Source organism: Amycolatopsis sp. NPDC101161 (genome assembly GCF_044768185.1).
GTDB lineage: Bacteria > Actinomycetota > Actinomycetes > Mycobacteriales > Pseudonocardiaceae > Amycolatopsis.
In genome coordinates, this window is the sequence record NZ_JBIWPI010000003.1 from 930,458 (window position 1) to 951,718 (window position 21,261).

The following is a 21,261-nucleotide window of genomic DNA, read 5'->3' on the forward strand; positions in this document are numbered from 1 at the left end:
GCAAAATCCCGGCCGGGTGAATGCGCGGTTCCGAAGTGGATGGACCGGAAAACGCGGCGAGGCGGTCGCGAACCCGGTTCGCGACCGCCTCGCCGGTGTCGCCTGCGTCAGCCGGCCGCGTCGGCGATCCGGTCCACTTGGTCCACGTCGGTCGTCCAGCAGTAGACCACCACTTCGTCGGCGCCCAGGCGCTCGTAGGTGGCCACCGCCTCCCGCAGCCGGTCGGGAGTCGTCAGCACGTCTTCCAGCACCTTCTCCGCGTACGGGCCCAGGCTCCGGTAGTACGCCGCGATGGCAGCCAGGCCGCGGTCGACGCGCTCGGGCGGCCCCAGCACCGCGTTCACCTGGGCCACCAGCCGGGGCGTGCCGGGGCGTTCGGCCGCCTGCCAGGTCTTCTCGACCGCGCGGAACAGCTGGTCGGTCAGGTCGGCGGGGGAGACGCTGATGAACCCGTCGCCCCAGCGGGCCACCCGGCCGATCGCCTGCGGGCTGAACCCGCCGAAGAGCAGTTCGGGTCCGCCGGCCCGCGTCGGGGCCGGGCCGATCGCGCTTCCGGCCGCCCAGAGCTCGCGCAGCCGGGCCAGCTGGTCGTCGAGACGGCGGCCGCGGCGGTGGTAGTCCTGGCCGGTGGCCGTGAAGTCGTCCGGACGCGGGCCGATCCCGAGGCCGAGGGTGAAGCGGCCGCCCGAAATCCGGTCCAGCGTCGCGGCCTGCTTGGCGAGCAGCACGGTTTCCCGGGCCGGCGCGAGCAGGACGTTGGTCTGCACGCGGATCCGGGTCGTGGCCGCGGCGACAGCCGCGAGCGCGACGAGCGGCTCGGGGTTGTCGTACACGACGCGATCGCCCAGCCCGACCGACGCGAACGGGCCGGTGTCGGCCCGGCGCGCCCAGTCGAGCAGGACACCGGGATCCTGCAGGGGAAGGCCGAGCCCGATCTTCATGAAAGCCACCTCTCCGGGGAAACTGCCGCTGTCGGAGACAGATTACCTTTCCCGGCAAGGGAAGTCAGCCGGGCAGCCGGACCGATTGGGAGTGGTGGAAGAAGTCCGTCGGGTCCCAGCGCGCCTTGACGCGCTGCAGCCGCGGGTAGTTCGCCCCGAAGTACAAAGTGGACCAGGGGACGCCGGAGCGGTTCACCGCCGGGTCGATGATGTCCGGGTCGGGGTTGTTGATGTTCGTGCCGTCGACGATCTCGCCGGGCACCGGGTAGCCGCCGGTCGCGGCGAAGGTGCCGGCGTAGAGGTCGCGCAGCCAGGCGAGGTTCACCTCGTCGTCCGCCGCCTTCGTCCAGAAGGTCTCGAACTCCGCGTACAGCACGGAATCCCGATGCGGCATGGCGGTTTCGGCGCTGCCGACCGCGTTGAGCCTGCCGCCCATGCTCATCAGCTGGAACACCCCGAGCGGGTTGGGGTAGTCGTCGCGCTGGAGGGCGCGGTACACCGCGCCCAGCTGCTCGTCGGTGAACCCGCGCCGCATCCAGGCGCTCTTCACGGCGCTGCGCAGCGTCGGGTCGTAGAGCAGCGTGCCGCCGCCGACGAACTTCGTCGAGGCCAGCCACGAAACTTCCCGCGGGGGCGCGGCCATCGTGATCCCGGTGCCGGCGACGACGGCCGCGCCGAAGCCGTCGAGCAGGTCCCGCGCCCCGGGCACGGTCGCGTCGACCTGGGTCAGCGTGCCGACGCCCATCCCGGACTTCGGGCGGGCGAACAGGATGCTCGCGAGCGCGGTCCCGGGGTCGTCCGGGGCGCTGTTGTCCTCGTGCCACTTCGAGAAGTTCCGGATCAGGGTGTGGAACTTGTCTTCGTCGAGCTTCTGCCACGGCACCCCGGCCGGGCCGACGAGCACCGACGCCGGCGGCCGCGGGAGCAGGTGGGCCGGGTCGGTGCCCTCGGCGTCCGGGCTGCGGAACCAGAACCGGGTGACGACGCCGAACGTGCCGCCGCCGCCCCCGGTGACCGCCCACCACAGGTCGTGGTCCGGGTCCTCGGGGTCGCGCGACGCGATCACCGTCCGCACCCGCCGGTCGGCGTCGACGACGACCACCTCGACCGCTTCGAGGTGGTCGACGACCGAGCCGTACTTCCGCGTGAGCAGGCCGAAACCGCCGCCACTGGTGTGGCCGGCGATGCCGACGGTCAGGCAGATGCCGCCGGGGATCGTCACGCCCCAGGTGCGGTAGAGCGTCTCGTAGATGCGCCCCAGCTGGGTGCCCGCCCCGATGCAGAACGCCCGGCGCGCCGGGTCGTAGTGCACCTCGTTCAGGTTCGAGACGTCGAGCAGGATCTGGGTCTGCGGGCCGGTGACGAAGTCGGCGTAGCAGTGGCCGCCGCTGCGGACGGCGAGCCGTTTGCCGCTCGCCACGGCTTCCCGGACGACGTCGGCCACCTGGGCGGTCGAAGCGGCCAGCCGGACGGACTCGGGGGTGCCGACCCAGCGCTGGTTGTAGCCGACCACGAGTTCGGCGTACCGGGTGTCGCCGGGCCGGACGATCGCGGGAGCCGGCAGCCGGGTCTCCTCCCGCGGCTGGTCCGGCGCGAGCGTTCCCCGCCCGTCGCGGTGCGTCATGGTGCGTCCTCCCCAGGCAGTGTGCGGCCGCGCGATCACCGCGCTGTGCCGCAGAATATGGAGCCGTCGGGCCTGGCAGGTACCCCTACGCCCCCTGTCCGGCCCCTAACCGCCGGGGTAAGGGCTTGACGGGCCCGCGCGTTAAGGGTTGACCCGGCCGCGCGCCCGCTCGGAGACTCCGTCTGACACACCTGCCCGCCGCTGTTCCGCGCGGCCGGGGCGATCCGGTGATCCGCATGGGGGCGATCTGTTGTGAGGTCCGGCGATCCGATGACGGCGGCGATCCCGCCGTGGCGCTACCGCGTCGAGTGGCGGCCGCTGCCGGCGGCGGAGGCGGCGCCGTCCGGCCGCTGGCTGGTGCTCGAGCCCGGGACCGCCGGCTGGGCGGCGGACTGGTCCGCGGCGCTCGCCGCCACCGGGGCGCGCGTCGTGCGGGTTTCCGCGGGCGCCGAGCTTTCCGAACTTTTCCGTGACACTGCAAGCCTTTCGGGCATCGACGGGGTCGTGTCCCTGCTCGCCGCGGACGGCAGTGCCGACCCCCGCGAGCCCGCGGTGACGGCCGGGGTCGCGGCGACCTTGACGCTCGTGCGGGCGATGGCCGACGCCGGCATGACCGCTCCGCTCTGGTGCCTGACGCGCGGCGCGGTGTCCACCGGAGCCGCCGACCCGGTGCGCGAACCGGGACAGGCGCAGGTGTGGGGTCTGGGGTTCGTCGCCGGGCTGGAACACCCCGAGCTGTGGGGCGGCCTCGTCGACGTGCCCGCGGCCGCCGACGCCACCGCGCTCGCCCGGCTGTGGGCGGTTTTGGGTGGCGTCGAGGACCAGGTCGCGGTCCGGGCCGAGGGCGTCTTCGGACGCCGGGTGGCGCGAGCGCCCGGGATCGCGGCCGATCGCCCGTGGCGCCCGAGTGGCACCGCGCTCGTCGCCGGCGGGCAGGGCGCCCTCGGCCGGCACGTCGCGGACTGGCTGGTCCGGTCCGGATGCGAGCACGTCGTGCTGGCCTCGCGCGACGCCGTCGCCGGTGAGTTCGAAGCGGGCCTCGCCGCGCTGGGGACCAAGGTCGACGTCGAACGGTGCGACCTGGCCGACCGGGCGTCGGTAGCCGCGCTGGCCGAGCGGCTGCGGGAGGCGGGCACCCCGCCCCGGGTCGTGTTCCATTGCGCGGGCGCGGCCGAAATGACAGGACTGCGGGACCAGACGGTGCCCGCCTTCGCCGCCACCAGCGCCGCGAAGACCGCCGGGGCCGCGCACCTGGCCGAGTTCTTCGGCGCCGGCCTGGAAAACTTCGTCATGTTCGCGTGTTTCCCCGGCGTGTGGGGCAGTTACGGCCGGGCCGCGAGCGTGGCGGCCGACGCCTACCTCGACGCCTTCGCCCGGTACCTGCGGAGCACGGGTGTGCCCGCCATTACCGTGGCGTGGGGTGCGTGGGCGGCCGGGGGTACGCTGGCCGACCCGAAGGTGGTGGAGCAGTTGCGCCGCGGCGGGGTGCGCCCGCTCCCGCCACACGGGGCACTGGACACCCTGTCCGCGCAGCTCGCCGCCGGCGTCACTGCGGAGCTGGTGATCGACCTGGACTGGCCGACCTTCGCCGCGGTGTTCACGGCCCGCCGCCCCAGCCCGCTGCTCGGCGGCATCGCGCACGCGCCGGGCCGGCCGGTCGCCGAGCTGCCCGCGGCGGACCGCCGGCAGGCCCTCGCCGACCTGACCCGCATCGAGGTCGCGGCCGTGCTCGGACTCAGCCGCCCCGACCTGGTCGCCCTGGCCGAACCGCTGGCCGCGCAAGGACTCGACGCCGAGCGCGCGGAAGCGTTGCGGGAGCGGCTTTCCCGGCGCGCCGGGGCCGAGTTCCCCGCCGGGGCGGTGGTCGTGACGGACACGCCGAACGAGCTGGCCGCCCGGCTGGCGGCCGTGCTCGGCGGCTGAGTCGTTTCGTTCCGGTCCTTTTCGAGGGGGAGATCCAGTGCAGGTTTCGGGAATCGCGGCCGTGGTCACCGGCGGCGCGTCGGGGCTGGGGGCGGCGACCGCCGCGCACCTCGCCAAGCGGGGCGCCCGGGTCTTCGCGCTCGACTTGCCGGCGGCGCTCGCGCGGGCTTCGCTGCCCGCCGGCGTGGCCGGCGTCGAAGCCGACGTCACGAGCGAGGACGACGTCCGCGCGGCGCTGGCGACGGCCGCGGGCGACGGTTCGCCGCTGCGGCTCGTCGTCAACTGCGCGGGCGTCGACACGCCGGGCCGCGTGCTCGGCGCCGACGGTCCCCACGACCTCGCCGGGTTCCGCCGGGTCGTCGAGGTGAACCTGGTCGGCACGTTCAACGTCCTGCGGCTGGGCGCGGAGCTGATGGCGCGCACCGAGCCGCTCGCCGACGAGCAGCGCGGCCTCATCGTCAACACCGCGTCGCTGTTCGCCTTCGAAGGCCAGGCCGGGCACGCCGCCTACGCCGCGGCCAAGGGCGGCGTCGTGTCCATGACGCTGCCGGCCGCGCGCGACCTGGCGCGGTACGGGATCCGGGTGGTCACCATCGCGCCGGGGATCTTCGAGACGCCGCTGGTGGCCACGCTGACCGAAGAGCTCAAGGCGGCCGGCCTGGCCGAGCAGTTCGTCTCGGGACTGGCCGGCGGCCCGCCGTGGCCCCGCCGCTACGGACGCCCGGAGGAGTTCGCGGCGTTCGTCGAGGCGATCGCCGAACACGACTACCTGAACGCCGAGGTCGTCCGCTTCGACGCCGGGCTGCGGGTCGCGTTCGGCAAGCCCTGAGCCCAGCTTTCCCGTCCCACGCCCGACTTTCCCGCTCCCGGCGGTCTTCGCAGGTGACCGCCCGTTCCCGGAAGGGGTCTCCGGTGTCCGCGCAAGGAACCGCTCAGGAAGCACTTCCCGCCGTCGTCGGCCTTTCCGCGGTGCCGGAGGGCGCCGCGGGCACGGTTTGGCACCGGCTCGCGCCGTGGGCACCGCCGGCGGTGGACCGGGCCGAGCCCGGGACGTTCGACCGGGAGCTGTTCGGCCTGTCCGGCCCGCAGGTCGCGGGGCTGACGCTCGGGCAGCGGTCGCTGCTGGAGCTCGCCCGCGACGCGTGGGAAGACGCCGGAGCGCCCGCCGGCCGGGTCTCGGTCACGATCGACGCCGGCTGGGACGCGCGTGGCCGGGTGCTGGTCCGCACCGCACTGGCCGCGGTTGTGCCCAGGCTGGCCCCGGCCGCGGTCACCTTCGCACCCGGCGCCGGGATTCCGGTCCCGGCCGCCGGGGAAGTGGTGCTGTACGGCTCGGCGGCGCCGGGCGCGGGGTTCGCCGTTCTGAAGCAGCCGGCCCCCGGGGACCGGGTGCGCTGCCTGCTGCGTGCCGGTGAAGTCCTCGCCCCGCCCGCCGCCACCCACAGCACCGGGACCGTGCCGGGTCCGGTGCCCCTCGTGCTGTCGGCGGCCGTCCCGGCCGCGCTGCGGGAGAACGCCGTCCGGCTGCGGACACACGTCGAGAGCCGGCCCCTCGGTGACGTCGGCTGGACGCTGGCCACCCGGCCGAGGCTGGCGCACCGGGCGGTCCTGCTGGCCGAGGACCACGCGGACGCCGCCGGGCTGCTCGACGCCCTGGCCGGCGGAACCGCGGTCCGGAACCTGGTCACCGGCCACGCGGCCGAAGGCGGCGACGTCGTCTTCGTCTTCCCCGGGCAGGGACCGCAGTGGGTCGGGATGGCGGAAGAGCTCCTGGCCACCTCGCCGGTCTTCGCGCGGACGATCGACGACTGCGCCGAGGCGCTCGCCCCGTTCGTCGACTGGTCCTTGGCGGACTTCCTCCGCGGCGCGCCGGGCGCGCCGCCGCCGGAGCGGGTCGACGTGGTCCAGCCCGCTCTGTTCGCGGTCATGGTCGGGCTGGCCGCGCTCTGGCGCGCGCACGGCGTGCACCCGGCCGCGGTCGTCGGGCACAGCCTCGGGGAGATCGCCGCCGCCCACGTCGCCGGCGCCCTCTCGCTGGCCGACGCCGCCCGCGTGGTCGCCGTGTGGAGCCGGCTGCAGGCCGAGCTCACCGGCCGCGGGGACATGGCGTCGCTCCCACTGTCCGAAGAGGACACCGCGGCCGCGCTGGCGGGCTACGCCGGCCGGGTCACCCTCGCCGCGGTCAACGGCCCGCGCCAGGTCGTCGTGTCCGGCGACTCCGCCGCCGTCACCGAGCTGCTCGCGGACCTCGCGGGCCGCGGCGTCCGCGGCAAGCTCCTGCCCGTCGGGCTGGCGGCGCACTCCGCGCACATCGACGAGATCACGCCGCGCCTGGCCGAGGCGCTCGCGCCGCTGCGGCCGCGACCGGCGGAGATCCCGCTCTACTCGACCGTGACCGGCGAGCCGCTGGGCACACGGCTGGCGGACGCCGGGTACTGGTGCGCCAACCTGCGGCAGCCGGTCCGGTTCGCCGAGGCGGTGGCGGCGATCGCCGGGGCGGGGGCCGGCTTCTTCGTCGAGGTGAGCCCGAACCCGGTGCTGACCATGGGGATGCAGCAGACGTTCGACCAGATCGCGCCGGCCACGACGGCGGTCGGCACGCTGAAGCGGGGCAACGGTGGCCTCCGGCAGTTCTTCGCCGCGGCGGCGGAGCTGCACGTCCGGGGCGTGGACGTCGACTGGGCCGCGGTCACCCGCGACTCGGACCCCCGGCGGCTGGACCTGCCGGGGTACGCGTACCAACGCGTCGCCGTCCCGGACGTCGCGCCGCCCGAACCGCACGCCCTGACTTGGCGGCCCACACCCGGTGCGGAACCGGCGAAGCTCACCGGCCGGTGGCTGGTCGTGCACCCGGAAGGCGCGGACACCGCCGTGGCGCACCAGGTCGCGGCCGCCCTCGGCGACCGCGGCCCGGCGGCCGTCCGGGTGGTGGCGTGGCCGGGGGCCGCGCCGGAAGCCGGGGTGGCCGGGGTCGTTTCGTTGCTGCCGTCGTCCACTGTGGACGAACTTCGCACTGCCTTTCCCGGCGCGCGGCTGTGGTCGGTCACCCGGTCGGCGGACACCGCCGACGCGGTCTGGGCGACCGGTCCCGCCACCGGCCGGGGAGTTGTCGATGTCGGCCGCTTCGACGCTGACGCGGTCTGGGCGACCGGCCCAGCCGCTGGCCGCGCCGTCATCGACCTCGGCCGCTTCGACGCCGACGCCTGTGCCGCGCTCGCCGGGCTGGTCGCCGCCGGTTCGCCGGGTGCCGTGCGCGCATCCGCCGTGGTCGTCCCGGAGTGGCGCCCGGTCGCGGTGCCGCCGCGGCCGCTGTCCGGTTGGGACCCCGCCGCCCTCGCCGCCGGCCGGCCATTTGAGGTGCGCGACCCGGAGGGCGAGCCGGTCGCCCTCGTCGTGCCTGCGCCGCCGGTCACCGACGGCCAGGCGGCCGACGCCGTCATCGCGGCCACGCGGGACGCCGTGGCGGCCGTGTCCACTGACCTCCCGCTGGTGTTCCTCGCCGCACCGGGCGCGGCCGGGGAACCGGGGCTCGTCGCCGCCGCGCTCCAGGCGGAATTCCTGACCGCGGCGGCCGCGGACCTGCGGGCCCGCGGGCGAACGGCGAGCGTGCTCTCGGCGCCGGTCGACCGCCTCCCCGCGCTGCTGCCGGCCGCGCTGGGCGAGCACGCACTCGTCGTCGTCCCGCTGGATCCCGGCCGCTTCGCGCCGCCGGCGGACGCTGAGACCGCGGCGTCCCCGCTCGCCGAGCGGATGACCGGGCTGTCCGGCCTGGAACGGCGCCGCCGACTGGAAGAGCTCGTCCGCGGGGTCGCCGCGTCGGTGCTCGGGCACGACTCCGTGCGCGCGGTACCGGCCGGGAAACCCTTCCGGGACCTCGGGTTCGACTCGCTCACCGCCGTCGGGCTGCGCAACCGCCTGGTCGCCGAGACCGGCGTCGCGCTGCCGGCCACCGTCGTCTTCGACCACCCGACGCCCGCGGCGCTGGCCGAGCTCCTCGACGGTGAGCTCGACGGCGGTGCGGGGCCGGAAGCCGAACCGGACGGCCCGGCCGCGGCCGCCGACGAGCCCATCGCGATCGTCGCGATGGCCTGCCGGTTCCCCGGCGGCGTCCGGACCCCCGAGCAGCTGTGGGACCTGGTCGAAGCGGGCGGGGACGCGATCACGGCGTTCCCCGACGACCGCGGCTGGGACGTCGAAGGGCTCTACGACCCGGAACCCGGCGCACCCGGCCGGTTCTACCAGCGCGAGGGCGGGTTCCTGGCGGACGCGGGTGCCGCCGACCCGGCGTTCTTCGGGATCGGCCCGCGCGAAGCGCTGGCGATGGATCCCCAGCAGCGGGTGCTGCTGGAAGTCGCGTGGGAGACGTGGGAGCGGGCCGGGATCGTGCCGTCGTCGGTGCGGGGCAGCCGGACCGGGGTGTTCGTCGGGGCGATGACGCAGGACTACGGCCCGCGCCAGCACGAGGCGCCGGCGGAGCTGGAGGGGTACCTGCTCACCGGCACCACCGGCAGCGTCGCGTCCGGCCGGATCGCCTACACGCTCGGCCTGGAGGGCCCGGCCGTGACGGTCGACACCGCCTGCTCTTCGTCGCTGGTGGCCAGCCACCTGGCGGTCCGGGCCCTGCGCGCGGGCGACTGCGAGCTCGCGCTCGCGGGCGGTGCCACGGTGATGGCCAACCCGGGCATCTTCGTCGAGTTCAGCCGCAAGCGCGGGCTCGCGCCGGACGGCCGCTGCAAGCCCTTCTCCGCCGCCGCCGACGGGTTCGGCCTCGGCGAGGGCGCCGGCCTGCTCCTGCTGGAACGGCTGTCCGACGCGCGCCGCAACGGCCACCGCGTGCTCGCCGTGATCCGGGGCTCGGCGGTCAACCAGGACGGCGCGTCCAACGGCCTCACCGCGCCGAGCGGGCCGGCCCAGCAGCGGGTGATCCGCCGGGCGCTCGCCGACGCCGGACTGTCCACAACGGACGTCGACGTCGTCGAGGCGCACGGCACCGGCACCCCGCTCGGCGACCCCATCGAGGCCCAGGCGCTGCTGGCGACCTACGGGCGGGGCCGCGCGGCGGACGACCCCGTCCTGCTGGGCTCGGTCAAGGCCAACATCGGGCACGCGCAGGCCGCGGCCGGCGTGGCCGGCGTCATCAAGACCGTGCTGGCGATGCGGGCCGGCCGGCTGCCGGCCACGCCGCACGTCACCGAGCCGACCCCGCACGTCGACTGGTCGGCCGGCGGGCTGGCGCTGCTCACCGGCGAGCGGGCGTGGCCGGACCGGGACCGGCCGCGCCGCGCCGCGGTCTCGTCCTTCGGGGTCAGCGGGACGAACGCGCACCTGGTCCTCGAGGCCGCGGACGACGAACGCGCCGAAGACCCCGCGCCCGTGAACTCGGCGGAAACCGTGCCCTGGCTCCTGTCCGCGAAGACGGCGGACGCGCTGGCCGCGCAGGCGAGCCGGCTGCTGCCGCTGCTGGACGCCGAGCCCGCGCCGCGGCCCGCCGACGTCGCCGCCGCGCTCGCCACCGGCCGCGAGACCTTCGACCACCGGGCCGTGGTCCTCGCCGCGGACCTGCCGGACTTCCGCCGGGGCCTGGCCGCGCTCGCCGAGGGGACGGATACCGCGGGCCTGGTCCGCGGGGTCGCCGTCGAAGGGCGAACCGCCTTCGTCTTCCCCGGCCAGGGCTCGCAGTGGCTGGGCATGGCCGTCGACCTCGCCGAGCGGTCGAAGGTGTTCGCGCGCAGCATGGCCGAGTGCGCGGACGCGCTGGCGCCGCACGTCGGCTGGGCGCTGTGGGACGTCATCCGCGGCGTGCCCGGCGCGCCGTCGCTGGAGCGGGTGGACGTCGTGCAGCCCGCTCTGTTCGCCGTGATGGTTTCGCTCGCGGCCGTCTGGCGCGCCCACGGCGTGCACCCGGACGTGGTGGTCGGGCACAGCCAGGGCGAGATCGCGGCCGCGTGCGTGGCCGGCGCGCTCTCGCCGGCCGATGCCGCGCGGATCGTCGCGGTGCGAAGCGCGGCCCTGGCGGATTTGGCCGGGCTTGGCGGGATGGTCGCGGTCGAGGCTCCGGTAGACGACGTGCGCGCAAGCATCGCCGGCGTTGCCGGGCTGGACGTCGCCGCGGTCAACGGCCCCCGCTCGGCCGTCGTCTCGGGGGTCGTCGAAGCGCTCGACGCCTGGTACGCCGAGCAGGTGGCGGCCGGGATCCGCGTCCGCCGGATCGCCGTGGACTACGCGTCGCACTCCGCGCAGGTGGCGGCGATCGAGGACCGGCTCGTCGCCGAGCTGGCGGACGTCCGGCCGCGCGCGGGTGAGATCCCGATGCTCTCGACCGTAACCGGCGACCTGGTTGCTCCGGCCGAGCTGGACGCCTCCTACTGGTACCGGAACCTGCGCGAGCCGGTCGCGTTCGCGCCCGCGATCGCGTCGCTCGCCGAGGGCGGGCACCGCTTCTTCGTCGAGGTGAGCCCGCACCCGGTGCTTACCGGCGGGATCGGCGACGTGCTGGCCGACACGGCTCCCGACGCGGTCGTCTTCGGCACTCTGCGGCGCCGGCAGGACGGGCCGGCCACGCTGCTCGCCGCACTCGGCCACGCCCACGTGCACGGGCTGGCCCCGGACTGGACGAGTGTCACCGGGCTGGGCACCGGGCGCGCTGTCGACCTCCCGACCTACCCGTTCCGGCGCGAGCACTACTGGCACGTGCCGGCCGCGGCGAACCGGGCCGACGCGGCCGGGGACGCGTTCTGGGCGGCGGTCGAGGAGGGCGACGCCGAGGTGCTCGGGCAGGTGCTCGACCTGCCGGCCGACGACACCGCGTCCGCGCTGGCCGGACTGCGCCGGTGGCGGGCGCAGTGGCGGGCCGAGCCGGCCGTCGACGGCTGGTGCTACGCCGTCGACTGGCGGCCGGTCCCGGTGCCCGTCGGGTCCGCGTTGGCCGGACGCTGGCTGGTGCTCGGCGCCGAACTGGACAAGGAGCTGGTGACGGCGCTGGCCGGGCTGGGCGCGGACGTCGTCGAAACCGGGCTCGGCGACCTGGCGGCCGAGGCGGGCCGGCCCGTGGCGGGCGTGCTGTCGTTGCTGGCGCTCGACGAAGAGCCGCTGCCCGAAGAGCCGGGCGTGCCCGCCGGGTACGCCGCGACGCTCGCCGCCATCCAGCAGCTCGGCCGCGCGGGCATCGAAGCGCCGTTGTGGTGCGTGACTCGGGGCGCGGTGCGGACCGGGGACGGCGACCGGCCGCCGGTGCCCACGCAGGCGCTGACCTGGGGGCTCGGCCGGGTGGTCGCGCTGGAGCACCCCGAACGCTGGGGCGGGCTGATCGACCTGCCCGCCGAAGGCGGTGAAGCGCCGGCGAACGCGCTCACCGCCGTGCTCGGCGGCCTCGGCGGTGAAGACCAGGTCGCGTTGCGCGGCACGACGGTGCTCGCCCGGCGGCTGCGGCGCGCGCCGGCCCGCCGGACCGGGCGGTCGTGGCGGCCGGAGGGCACGGTCCTGGTCACCGGCGGCACCGGGGCGATCGGCGGCCACGTCGCCCGCTGGCTCGCCGGGAACGGCGCCGCGCACCTGGTCTTGGCGAGCCGGCGCGGGCCCGCCGCACCGGGTGCGGCGGAGCTGGAAGCGGACCTGCGGGCGCTCGGCGCCGAGGTGACGCTGGCCGCGTGCGACGTCTCCGACCGGGAACAGCTGGCCCCCCTGCTGGCCACCCATCCGGTGACCGCCGTCTTCCACACCGCCGCCGACCTCGACGACGGGCTGGTGGACTCGCTCACCCCCGCCCAGGTGGGCCGGGCCCTGCGCGCCAAGGCGGTTTCCGCGCGGCATCTCGGCGAGCTGACGCGCGACCGCGAGTTGTCCGCGTTCGTGCTGTTCTCGTCCATCTCGGCCGTGTTCGGCATCCCCGGGCAGGGCAATTACGCGCCCGGCAACGCTTTCCTCGACGCCTTCGCCGAGCAGCGCCACGCCGAGGGGCTGCCGGCGACGTCCATCGCGTGGGGCGCCTGGGCGGGCGGGGGACTGGCCGAGGGCGACGTCGGCGACCTGCTCGACCGCCACGGTGTCCCGGAGATGGCGCCCGCCGTCGCGCTCGCCGCGCTCCAGCGGGTGCTCGACGCCGGGAAGCCGGCGGTGACCGTGGCCGACATCCGGTGGGACCGCTTCAACCTCGCCTTCACCGCAGCCCGGCCCAGCCCGTTCGTCCGGGACCTGCCGGAGGTCGCGGAACTGGCCGAACGCGGCGCGACCGGAGCGGCCCCCGCCGGGCCGGCACCACTGGCGGCCCGGCTGGCCGGCCTCGACCGGGCCACGGCGGCTCGCGAGCTGATCGCTCTGGTCCGCGCGCAGGCCGCGGTGGTGCTGGGCCACCCGTCACCGGACGCCGTCGAGGAGCATCGCGCGTTCCGCGAGCTCGGCTTCGATTCGGTGTCCGGCGTCGAGCTCCGCAACCGCCTGAACGCCGCGACGGGCCTGCGCCTGCCCGCGACGGTCGTCTTCGACCACCCGACGACGACCGCGCTGGCCGAGTACCTCGGCGGCGAGCTGCTCACCGACGTCGGCGGCACGACCGGGGCGGCGGCGCTGGACCGGGTCGAAGAGCTGCTCGACGGCCTGCCCGCCGAGGACCCCGGACGCACCCGGCTGGTGGTGCGCCTCGAACGGCTCCTGGCCCGCGCGCGGGGAACGGAGGTGGTGGCCGAAGAGCCCGCGGAGGACCTCGCCGGCGCGTCGGACGACGAGCTGTTCGAGCTCATCGACCAGGAATTCGGCGCGGCGTGAGCGGCGGCCGCACGGTCGTCCCGCCGCGCGGGCGGTGGACAAGAGCCCGGTGGGCGTGTTGGGCTGGGTGGGCAGCCGGGCGGTTGTTCACCGACGTCGAGGAGCACGGCACTGAGCCTGTGGGAGTACCTCCGCGAAAACTGGATCGACGTCGTCAACGACGCGATCCTCCACGTGGACCTCACGCTCGCCGCCGTGGCGCTGGCCGTGCTGGTCGGGATGGCGCTCGGCCTGCTCACCTACCGGCGGCGGTGGCTGGGTGAGCTCGCGACCACGACGACCGCCGCGTTCCTGACCATCCCCTCCATCGCGCTGCTGGGCATCCTGATCGGCCCGTTCGGGCTCGGGCTCACCAACGTCCTGTTCGCGCTGGTGCTCTACGCGCTGCTGCCGATCACGCGCAACACGATCGTCGGGCTGCGGGGCGTCGACCCGGCCGTCGTGGACGCCGCGCGCGGGATGGGCCTCGGCCGCGCGCGGGTGCTGTGGCGGGTGCGGCTGCCGCTGGCCTGGCCGGTCGTCCTCTCCGGCATCCGCGTCTCGACGCAGATCACCATCGGGATCGCGGCCATCGGCGCCTACGTCAAGGGTCCGGGCCTCGGCAACGAGATCTTCGACGGCCTCGGCCGGTTCGGCTCGGTCAACTCCCTGAACCAGGTGCTGACCGGGACGCTCGGGATCGTGCTGCTGGCGCTGCTGTTCGACCTCGCCTTCGTGGTGCTCGGCAAGCTCACGACGTGGCGGCGGCCGCGCCCTCTTGGCGAGATCAAGCCGGAGCAGAGCAACGGCGCGGCCGGCGAGACGATCGAACTGCGGAACCTGCGCAAGCACTACCCGGGACAGGCGGCGCCCGCGGTCGAGGACCTCACCCTGCGGATCCCCGCGGGCGAGATCGTCGTGCTGACCGGCCCGTCCGGGTGCGGCAAGACGACGACCATGCGGATGATCAACCGGCTCGTCGAGCCCACCTCGGGGGTCGTCACGGTCGGCGGCACCGACGTTTCGGCCCTCGACCTCGACGAGCACCGGCGGCACACGGGGTACGTCATCCAGCAGGTCGGGCTCTTCCCGCACCTGCGGGTGGCCGCGAACATCGGTGTGGTGCCCCGGGTGCTGGGCTGGACGCGGCGGCGGATCGCCGGCCGCGTGGGCGAGCTGCTCGACGTCGTCGGCCTGACCCGCGAGCACGGCGACCGGTTCCCGCGCGAGCTTTCCGGCGGCCAGCAGCAGCGCGTCGGCGTGGCGCGGGCGATGGCCGCGGACCCGCCGGTGCTGCTGATGGACGAGCCGTTCGGCTCCACCGACCCGATCACGCGCGCCCGGCTGCAGGACGAGTTCCTGCGCCTGCAACGGGAAGTGCGCAAGACGATCGTGTTCGTCACGCACGACTTCGACGAGGCGCTCAAGCTCGGCGACCGGATCGCCGTGCTGCGCCCGCGTTCGGTGCTCGCGCAGTACGACACGCCCCAGGCGATCCTCGCCGCGCCGGCCGACGACTTCGTCGCGTCCTTCGCCGGTTCGAAGCGGAACCTGAAGCGGCTGGCGCTGATCCCGGTGGCGGACCTCGACCTCGGGCCGCCGGCGGACGGCTTGCCGCCGATCCCGCGCGAGGCCACGCTCCGGGACGCGCTGGACACGATGGTGCGCACCGGGAGTCACGCGGTCTCGGTGAACGGGCGGACACTCGACGTCCCGCGGCTGCTCTCGGCCCTCCAGCCCGTCGTCGACACCCCGCCGGCGGCCGTCGCGGAAACCCCGCGCAAGACGGACCCGGCACGGCCGCGGCGGCGCCGGCTCGGGCTGCTGGTCCGCCCGGTACTGCTCGCCCTCGCGCTGCTGGCGCTCTTCCTGGTCGTGCGCGCGTACCCGCTCGACTCGATCGAACAGCGCTACCTCAACGCCGGCGAGATCTTCGCCGAGCTCGGCGCGCACCTGCGGCTGACGCTGATCTCGACGGTCTGCACCATCGCCGTCGCCCTGCCGCTGGGTGTCCTGCTCACCCGCGCCGGCGCCCGGTGGGCCCGCCCGATCGGGCTCGGGCTCGGCAACCTCGGCCAGGCGATCCCGTCGATCGGGCTCGTCGTGCTGCTCGCGCTCTGGGTCGGCACGGGCACCGCGACGGCGGTGGCGGCGCTCGTCGTCTACGCGACCTTGCCGGTGCTGCGCAACACGATGGTCGGGCTCGACGGCGTCGACCCGACGCTCGTCGACGCCGCGCGCGGCATGGGCATGACGAAGACGGCGATCCTGTGGCGGATCGAACTGCCCCTCGCCGTCCCGGTGATCCTCGCCGGGATCCGGACGGCGCTGGTGCTCACCGTCGCGAGCGCGACGCTGGCGACGTTCATCGACGGTGGCGGGCTCGGTGGCGGGCTCGTCGCCGGGATCGGGCTGTACCGGCCGATCCTGAGCCTGACGTTCGGCATCGTCGTCGCCGCCCTGGCACTCTTCGCCGACTGGCTGGGCCTGGTCGCCGAGGAGGTCCTGCACCCGCGCGGAACGTGCCGTGCCGATCGTTGCTGATCCGACCACAGCCACGGCCGACGGCTTTCGTGGTCACGGTTACGTGCCGCTCGGGGGCCGGCCTGCTTTTGTTCGGATCAGCAACCCCAAGGAGGACAAGCCATGCGACGCACGACAGCCGTCGTTCTCGCCTTCGTCACGGCGCTCGCCGCCGGGTGCACGATCGGCAAGGACCAGACCGGCGCCGGAGTGGGCGAGGGGTCCATCAAGAAGATCGACGCGTTGAGCGGCGCGCAGATCCGGGTCAGCTCCAAGGAGTTCGACGAGCAGCTGCTGCTCGGCCAGATCGCGCTCGTCGCCCTGCAGGCGGCCGGGGCGAGCCCGCAGGACAAGACCAACATCACCGGGTCGAGCAACGTGCGCCAGGCCCTCACCAGCGGCGCGGTCGACCTGTACTGGGAGTACACCGGCACCGCGTGGATCAGCTACCTCCACGAGACCAAGCCGATCGCCGACGCGCAGGCGCAGTACGACGCGGTCAAGAAGGCCGACGCGGCCAACGGCGTCACGTGGTGGGCGCGCTCGCCGGCCAACGACACCTACGCGATCGCGGGCAACGCCGCGACGGTGGCCCGGACCGGCGTGAAGACGATCTCGGACTACGCGGCGCTGGTGAAGCGCGATCCGGCGGCGGCGTCGACCTGCATGGGCCCGGAGTTCAAGAGCCGCGACGACGGCTTCCCCGGGCTGGCCAAGGCGTACGGGTTCACGCTGCCCGAGCCACAGGTACACCTGCTCAACGACGCCGTCGTCTACCCGAGCGTCGGCAAGGGGGAGCCGTGCGGCTTCGGCTCGGTCGCGTCCACCGACGGGCGGGTGGCCGGCCAGAAGCTGACCGTGCTGGAGGACGACAAGCACTTCTTCCCGACGTACAACCCGGCCATCTCGATCGCCGCCGGGGTCGCGCAGAAGTACCCGCAGCTGGAGCAGGTGTTCACCCCGATCGCCGCGAAGCTCGACACCGCGACGCTCACCGACCTCAACAAGAAGGTCAGCGTGGACGGTCAGAAGCCGGCGACGGTGGCCCACGACTGGCTCAAGGCGGCGGGCTTCATCGGCTGAACTTCGCATTCCGGCGAAATGCCGCGGGGACGCGCCGGATCTGTCATGATCCGGCCAAGCCCAGTAGCGCGAAGGAAGTGAAGATGTCGGCCGAGATGGACCAGCTGATCGCCCAGTTCGAGACCTTCCAGGCCAAGGTGCGCCAGGCCGAGGCCCGGTTCGCCGAGGTCGGGGACATGCAGGAGCGGGTCGCGCAGGTCTCGACGTCGGTGACCTCGCCGGACGGCACCGTGACCGTCGTCGCCGGGGCCGGCGGCACCGTCACCGACCTGCGGCTGACCGCCGGGGCGATGCACCTCGAAGCGGGGCAGCTCGCCCAGCGGATCATGGCGACGCTCCGCCAGGCCGTGGCCGGGGCCGCGCAGCAGCAGGCCGGGATCGTCGACGAGGCGTTCGGCGACCAGCTCGGCTTCGACGTCGGCGCGCAGGTCCGGCAGGCGCAGGCCGAAGCGTTCGGAACCGCGGCGCCCGAACCCGCGTCGGAGCCGCAGGCGCCGCGCCCGCGGCGCCGTCCCGATCCCGGGGACGACGACGACTTCGACCAAGGCCCGATCCTCCGCCGCTCCTGAAACCGACCGAGGGAACTTCCGCGATGTCAGACGGAATCCAGACCAACATCGACGCGATCTCCGGATACGCGCGCCAGCTGCCCTTCTACGAGCAGGAAGCGGACAAGTTCGGAGCGAAGATCGACGCCGCCGACGTGACCGACACGGCCTGGGGCGTCGTCGGGATCTGGGCGAAGCAGGGCTACACCGAGCGCCTCGGCGAGCTGCGGTCGCTGCTCGGCGAGCTGAAGGACGGCGTCGACGGGCTCACCACCAAGATGACCAAGGCCGCCGAGATGTACCGCGGGACCGAAGAGGCGGGCGTGATCGCGTTCGGCCGGTACGAGGCGGAGATCGACGCGATCGGGGGACAGGGCAAGTGACCGAGCCCAAGAAGAGCATCGCGGACGCGCTCGACGTCCAGCCGTACGACGAGAGCATGAGCGCGAACCTCGACCGCGCCGCGGCGGCCGCGCCGGTCGTCGGCACCGTCTACAAGTCCGGCAAGTCGATCGCCGAGCACGCCCAGCAGGCCGCTTCGGCCGACGGCGTGGGTGAGCTGGCGTCGGCGGGCAAGGCGCTGGTCGGCGACGGCGCGGCGTTCGTCGGCGCCGCCGCGACCGACATGGTCACCTTCGCGATGGACCCGATCGGCTGGCTGGTCAGCCACGGGCTGAACATGCTGCTCGAGCTCGTCCAGCCGCTGCAGGACGCGCTGCACGCCGTCACCGGCGACGGGCCGGCCATCGGCCACGCGTCGGAGAACTTCGCTTCGATCGCGCACGGCTTCGTCGCGCTCGCCGAAGACTTCGAGCAGACCGGCGACACGGCGCTGGCCGAGTGGGTCGACGAGGCGGGCAAGGCGGCCAAGGAAGCGCTGGGCGACTTCTCCTCGGGCATCCGCGGCGTCGGTTCGGCGGCCGGGTCGGTCGCCGAGGTGCTGCAGATGTGGTCGATGGTCATGCAGGTCATCGAAGAGGTGATCAAGGCGATCATCACCGAGCTGGTGTCCTGGCTGATCACCATCTGGCTGCCCGCGCTGGCCGCGTCGGTGATCAGCTTCGGCAGCTCGGTCGCCGCCGCGATGACGGCGTCGATCGCCAAGGCCGCGAGCGTGCTGCAGAAGGTCACCCGCTACCTCGGCAAGTTCGGCAAGCTGCTCGACACGTTCATCGAGTTCCTCGCGAAGTACTCGACGAAGGTCGTGGAGATGACCCGGAAGTTCCGCCTCGGCCGGTACGCCGGCGAGTCGCGGTTCGGCCTGGACACGCTCGAGAACACCGCCGGGGTGGCCTTCACGCCCGGGAACCGGGCGCTCACCACGATGTTCGGCACGTCGGTCGGCGCCAGTCCGCTGGTGGCCGGCGCGAGCGTCAAGGCCGGGATCGCCGCGGGCAAGACTGCGTTCGCCGAAGGCAAGGAAGCCGTTACTCCCGAGGAGGACGAGCCGTGGTTCGACAAGAGCCGGATCGGTGGCGACCGGACGCCGGACGAGACCCGGCGGAACTTGGACATCTAGAGCGCAAGGCCGTCGAGTTCGCCGAGCGCATGGAGTCCACGAAGGACGCTGCCCTCGTGCGTCCCGGGTTCCGCGAGCGCGTCGAGGAGCTGATGCGCGACCGCTGGCGGGAGCCGGTGATCGTGCTGCGCCTGGGCGACGCGGACCTGCGCTTCGCCGTGCCTGGCCGCCGTCCGGACGGCACGGTCGAGGGCGAAGGCCTGGTACGTCAGGGTTTCCTGACCGTCGCGCGCGGGATCGGCGCGGCGGTGGGGTACGTCGCGTACCTGGCGAGCGCGGCGGGCAGCGGCGGCGGCGAGGGCGAACGCGAGGTCCACGTGACCGGCCCGGCCGGTGCCCAGGTCCTCGAGCCGCTCGACCTGCTCCGGCGGGCGAAGGGTCCGTGGCTGGTGTGCTCGCCGTCGTCGGTCGCGTTCGTGGACACCGGATCGACGTACCTGGACCCGGCCGACGCGCCCGAACCGGTCGTCGTGTGGGAGGCCCGGGGCAGCGCGGCCCCGGAGGTCAGCTTCCGCAAACGCACGCTGACCTGGCCGGACGATTCCCGCTTCAAGTTCCCGCTGCAGGGCCGCACGGAAGAGCGGCACCTGCGGCAGTTCCACCAGTACCCGGACGAGGTGCGCTGGCCGGAGTGACCCGGTCGCGCGCGCCGACGCACTACGCTGGGCCGAATGAGCGCGGTATCCAGCCCGGAGCAGTCGATGGTCGAGACCCGGCACCAGACCCGGTTGCTCACCCTGCTGCGCGACGAGGGCCCGATGTCGCGGGTCGAGCTGGGGGAGCGGCTGGAGCTGCCGCGGGCCCGCGTGGGCGCCGAGGTGACCCGGCTCGGGGAGGTCGGGCTCGTCGAGACGGCGGGCCCGTCGGCCAGCCGCGGCGGCCGGCGCTCCACGCTCGTCCGGCTCGCCGGCGACCTGCGGGTGCTCGGGGTGGACGTCGGCGCGACGTCGGTCGGCCTGGCCGTCACCGACGCTTCGTGCGAGGTGCTCGCACACACCGTCGAAGACTGCGACGTCCGGCAGGGGCCGCACCCGGTGCTGCGGCGGGTCGCCGAGCTCGCGGCGAAGGTCCGGGACCAGGCGCCCGGCCGACTGGTCGCGGCGGGGATCGGCCTGCCGGGGCCGGTCAGCTTCGCCGAGGGGATGGCGGTGGCGCCGCCGATCATGCCCGGCTGGGACCGGTTCAACGTGCGCGACCACCTCGGCGGCCTGTGGGGCTGCCCGGTGGCGGTCGACAACGACGTCAACGCGATGGCGCTGGGGGAGCGGCACGCGGGGGTCGCGCGGTCGACCGACGACCTGATGTTCGTCAAGATCGGCACGGGGATCGGCTGCGGCATCGTGCTGGGCGGCAAGGTCTACCGCGGGGTCGCGGGCACGGCGGGCGACATCGGGCACATCCGGCTGGACGACTACGGCCCGACGTGCGCGTGCGGCGAGGTCGGCTGCCTGGAGGCGTACTTCGGCGGCGCGGCCCTGGCCCGCGACGGGCTGGCACTGGCCCGCAGCGGCCGTTCGGCGCACTTGGCGGAAGCGGCAGCCGAACGCGGCGCGATCACGGCCCGCGACGTAGGTCTCGCCGCGGCGGCGGGCGACTTCGGAGCGGTGAACCTCATCCGCGACGGCGGCCGCCGGCTCGGCCAGGTGATCGCCTCGCTGGTGAGCTTCATCAACCCGGGGATGGTGGTGATCGGCGGCGGGGTGTCCCAGCTCGGGCACCAGCTGCTGGCGGAGGTGCGGAGCGCGGTGTACCGGAGGTCGCTCCCGCTGGCGACGGGGAATCTGCCGATCGTGCTGTCGGAGCTGGGGGAGACGGCTGGGGTGATCGGGGCTGCTTGGTCGGCTACTGATCGGGCCTTCACGCTCAGCAGCTGAGGTTTCGGGTGGCGCGCGACGGCTGAACACGGCTCACCGGAGCGGCTCGAGGATGCCAACGGGGCGCGCGCTGAGGCTGGAGCCCGCAGCCTCGCGGCCGCCGATCCTGCCGCCTCGCGCGGTGGGCGCCCGCGACGCCAGTGCCGGCCGAGCGCGGATTCGCCGGGTGCCGCTGAGCGCGCCCGGCTGCGGCAACCGGGGCTCGGCCAGCCTCGCGCCCGCTTTGCGGGGTGGGCGGCGCCCAGGGCGCGAGCGCGGATCGCCGGTACCGGCTCAGCGCGCCCGGCTGTGGCACCCGCGCGCTGCGGGGCGCGGACGCCCCGGCCGAACCCACTCGGCGCGGGTCCAATCTCGCCGGAACCCCGCCCCAAGAACCCCCGCCGAGCGTCCTCCCAGCCACCCGCGAAATGTCAGAACCGGCCAGACTTTCGCATCGACCAACCGAAAGTCTGTCCGGTTTCGCACGTCTATCCGGGTGAAAACCGGG

At 74.6% G+C, this 21,261-nt stretch carries 12 protein-coding genes; 10 read left to right on the forward strand and 2 right to left on the reverse strand.

Annotation, left to right across the window (positions count from 1 at the left end):
- Positions 1-107: 107 nt before the first annotated feature.
- Complete coding sequence (locus tag ACIRSS_RS25835) at positions 108-941, reverse strand: LLM class flavin-dependent oxidoreductase (RefSeq protein WP_400899158.1); 834 nt, start codon at positions 939-941, stop codon at positions 108-110.
- Positions 942-1,005: 64 nt separating this feature from the next.
- Positions 1,006-2,565, reverse strand: a complete 1,560-nt coding sequence (locus tag ACIRSS_RS25840; protein WP_400899160.1) for an FAD-binding oxidoreductase — start codon at positions 2,563-2,565, stop codon at positions 1,006-1,008.
- A 270-nt stretch (positions 2,566-2,835) separates the two neighbouring features.
- On the opposite strand from ACIRSS_RS25840, the gene ACIRSS_RS25845 reads away from it, so the two are divergent.
- The 10 genes from ACIRSS_RS25845 (at position 2,836) to ACIRSS_RS25890 (ending at position 20,774) form a co-directional block, all read left to right on the forward strand.
- The gene (locus tag ACIRSS_RS25845) at positions 2,836-4,488 is read left to right on the forward strand and encodes a beta-ketoacyl reductase (RefSeq protein ID WP_400899162.1); all 1,653 of its coding nucleotides are present in this window, start codon (positions 2,836-2,838) and stop codon (positions 4,486-4,488) included.
- 37 nt (positions 4,489-4,525) lie between these two features.
- Positions 4,526-5,317, forward strand: coding sequence for an SDR family NAD(P)-dependent oxidoreductase (locus ACIRSS_RS25850; RefSeq protein WP_400899164.1), 792 nt, complete (start codon positions 4,526-4,528; stop codon positions 5,315-5,317).
- Positions 5,318-5,400: 83 nt separating this feature from the next.
- On the forward strand, positions 5,401-13,248 hold the full coding sequence (locus ACIRSS_RS25855; RefSeq protein ID WP_400899166.1) for a type I polyketide synthase: 7,848 nt from the start codon (positions 5,401-5,403) through the stop codon (positions 13,246-13,248).
- Between the two features lie 174 nt (positions 13,249-13,422).
- Positions 13,423-15,771: an ABC transporter permease subunit gene (locus ACIRSS_RS25860; protein WP_400899168.1), complete on the forward strand. Its 2,349-nt coding sequence runs from the start codon at positions 13,423-13,425 to the stop codon at positions 15,769-15,771.
- A 102-nt stretch (positions 15,772-15,873) separates the two neighbouring features.
- A complete protein-coding gene (locus tag ACIRSS_RS25865; protein ID WP_400899170.1) occupies positions 15,874-16,833 on the forward strand; it encodes a glycine betaine ABC transporter substrate-binding protein in 960 nt (319 codons plus the stop codon).
- An 83-nt stretch (positions 16,834-16,916) separates the two neighbouring features.
- The gene (locus ACIRSS_RS25870; RefSeq protein ID WP_400899172.1) at positions 16,917-17,402 is read left to right on the forward strand and encodes a YbaB/EbfC family nucleoid-associated protein; all 486 of its coding nucleotides are present in this window, start codon (positions 16,917-16,919) and stop codon (positions 17,400-17,402) included.
- Between the two features lie 23 nt (positions 17,403-17,425).
- Positions 17,426-17,764, forward strand: coding sequence for a hypothetical protein (locus ACIRSS_RS25875; RefSeq protein WP_400899174.1), 339 nt, complete (start codon positions 17,426-17,428; stop codon positions 17,762-17,764).
- Positions 17,761-18,900 (forward strand): hypothetical protein, encoded by a 1,140-nt coding sequence (locus tag ACIRSS_RS25880; protein WP_400899176.1) that lies wholly within the window; start codon positions 17,761-17,763, stop codon positions 18,898-18,900. The genes ACIRSS_RS25875 and ACIRSS_RS25880 overlap by 4 nt, the downstream gene beginning before the upstream one ends.
- A 29-nt stretch (positions 18,901-18,929) precedes the next feature.
- Positions 18,930-19,535 carry a hypothetical protein gene (locus tag ACIRSS_RS25885; protein WP_400899178.1) on the forward strand — a complete coding sequence of 202 codons (606 nt, stop codon included), beginning with the start codon at positions 18,930-18,932 and terminating at the stop codon, positions 19,533-19,535.
- A gap of 66 nt (positions 19,536-19,601) precedes the next feature.
- Positions 19,602-20,774, forward strand: coding sequence for an ROK family protein (locus ACIRSS_RS25890; RefSeq protein ID WP_400899776.1), 1,173 nt, complete (start codon positions 19,602-19,604; stop codon positions 20,772-20,774).
- The last annotated feature ends 487 nt before the right edge of the window (positions 20,775-21,261 follow it).

Coding starts and splice junctions, on each gene's coding strand:
- ACIRSS_RS25835 (WP_400899158.1), bottom strand. CDS start 941: ATGAAGATCGGGCTCGGCCTTCCCCTGCAGGATCCCGGTGTCCTGCTC.
- ACIRSS_RS25840 (WP_400899160.1), bottom strand. CDS start 2,565: ATGACGCACCGCGACGGGCGGGGAACGCTCGCGCCGGACCAGCCGCGG.
- ACIRSS_RS25845 (WP_400899162.1), top strand. CDS start 2,836: ATGACGGCGGCGATCCCGCCGTGGCGCTACCGCGTCGAGTGGCGGCCG.
- ACIRSS_RS25865 (WP_400899170.1), top strand. CDS start 15,874: ATGCGACGCACGACAGCCGTCGTTCTCGCCTTCGTCACGGCGCTCGCC.
- ACIRSS_RS25870 (WP_400899172.1), top strand. CDS start 16,917: ATGTCGGCCGAGATGGACCAGCTGATCGCCCAGTTCGAGACCTTCCAG.
- ACIRSS_RS25875 (WP_400899174.1), top strand. CDS start 17,426: ATGTCAGACGGAATCCAGACCAACATCGACGCGATCTCCGGATACGCG.
- ACIRSS_RS25885 (WP_400899178.1), top strand. CDS start 18,930: ATGGAGTCCACGAAGGACGCTGCCCTCGTGCGTCCCGGGTTCCGCGAG.
- ACIRSS_RS25890 (WP_400899776.1), top strand. CDS start 19,602: ATGGTCGAGACCCGGCACCAGACCCGGTTGCTCACCCTGCTGCGCGAC.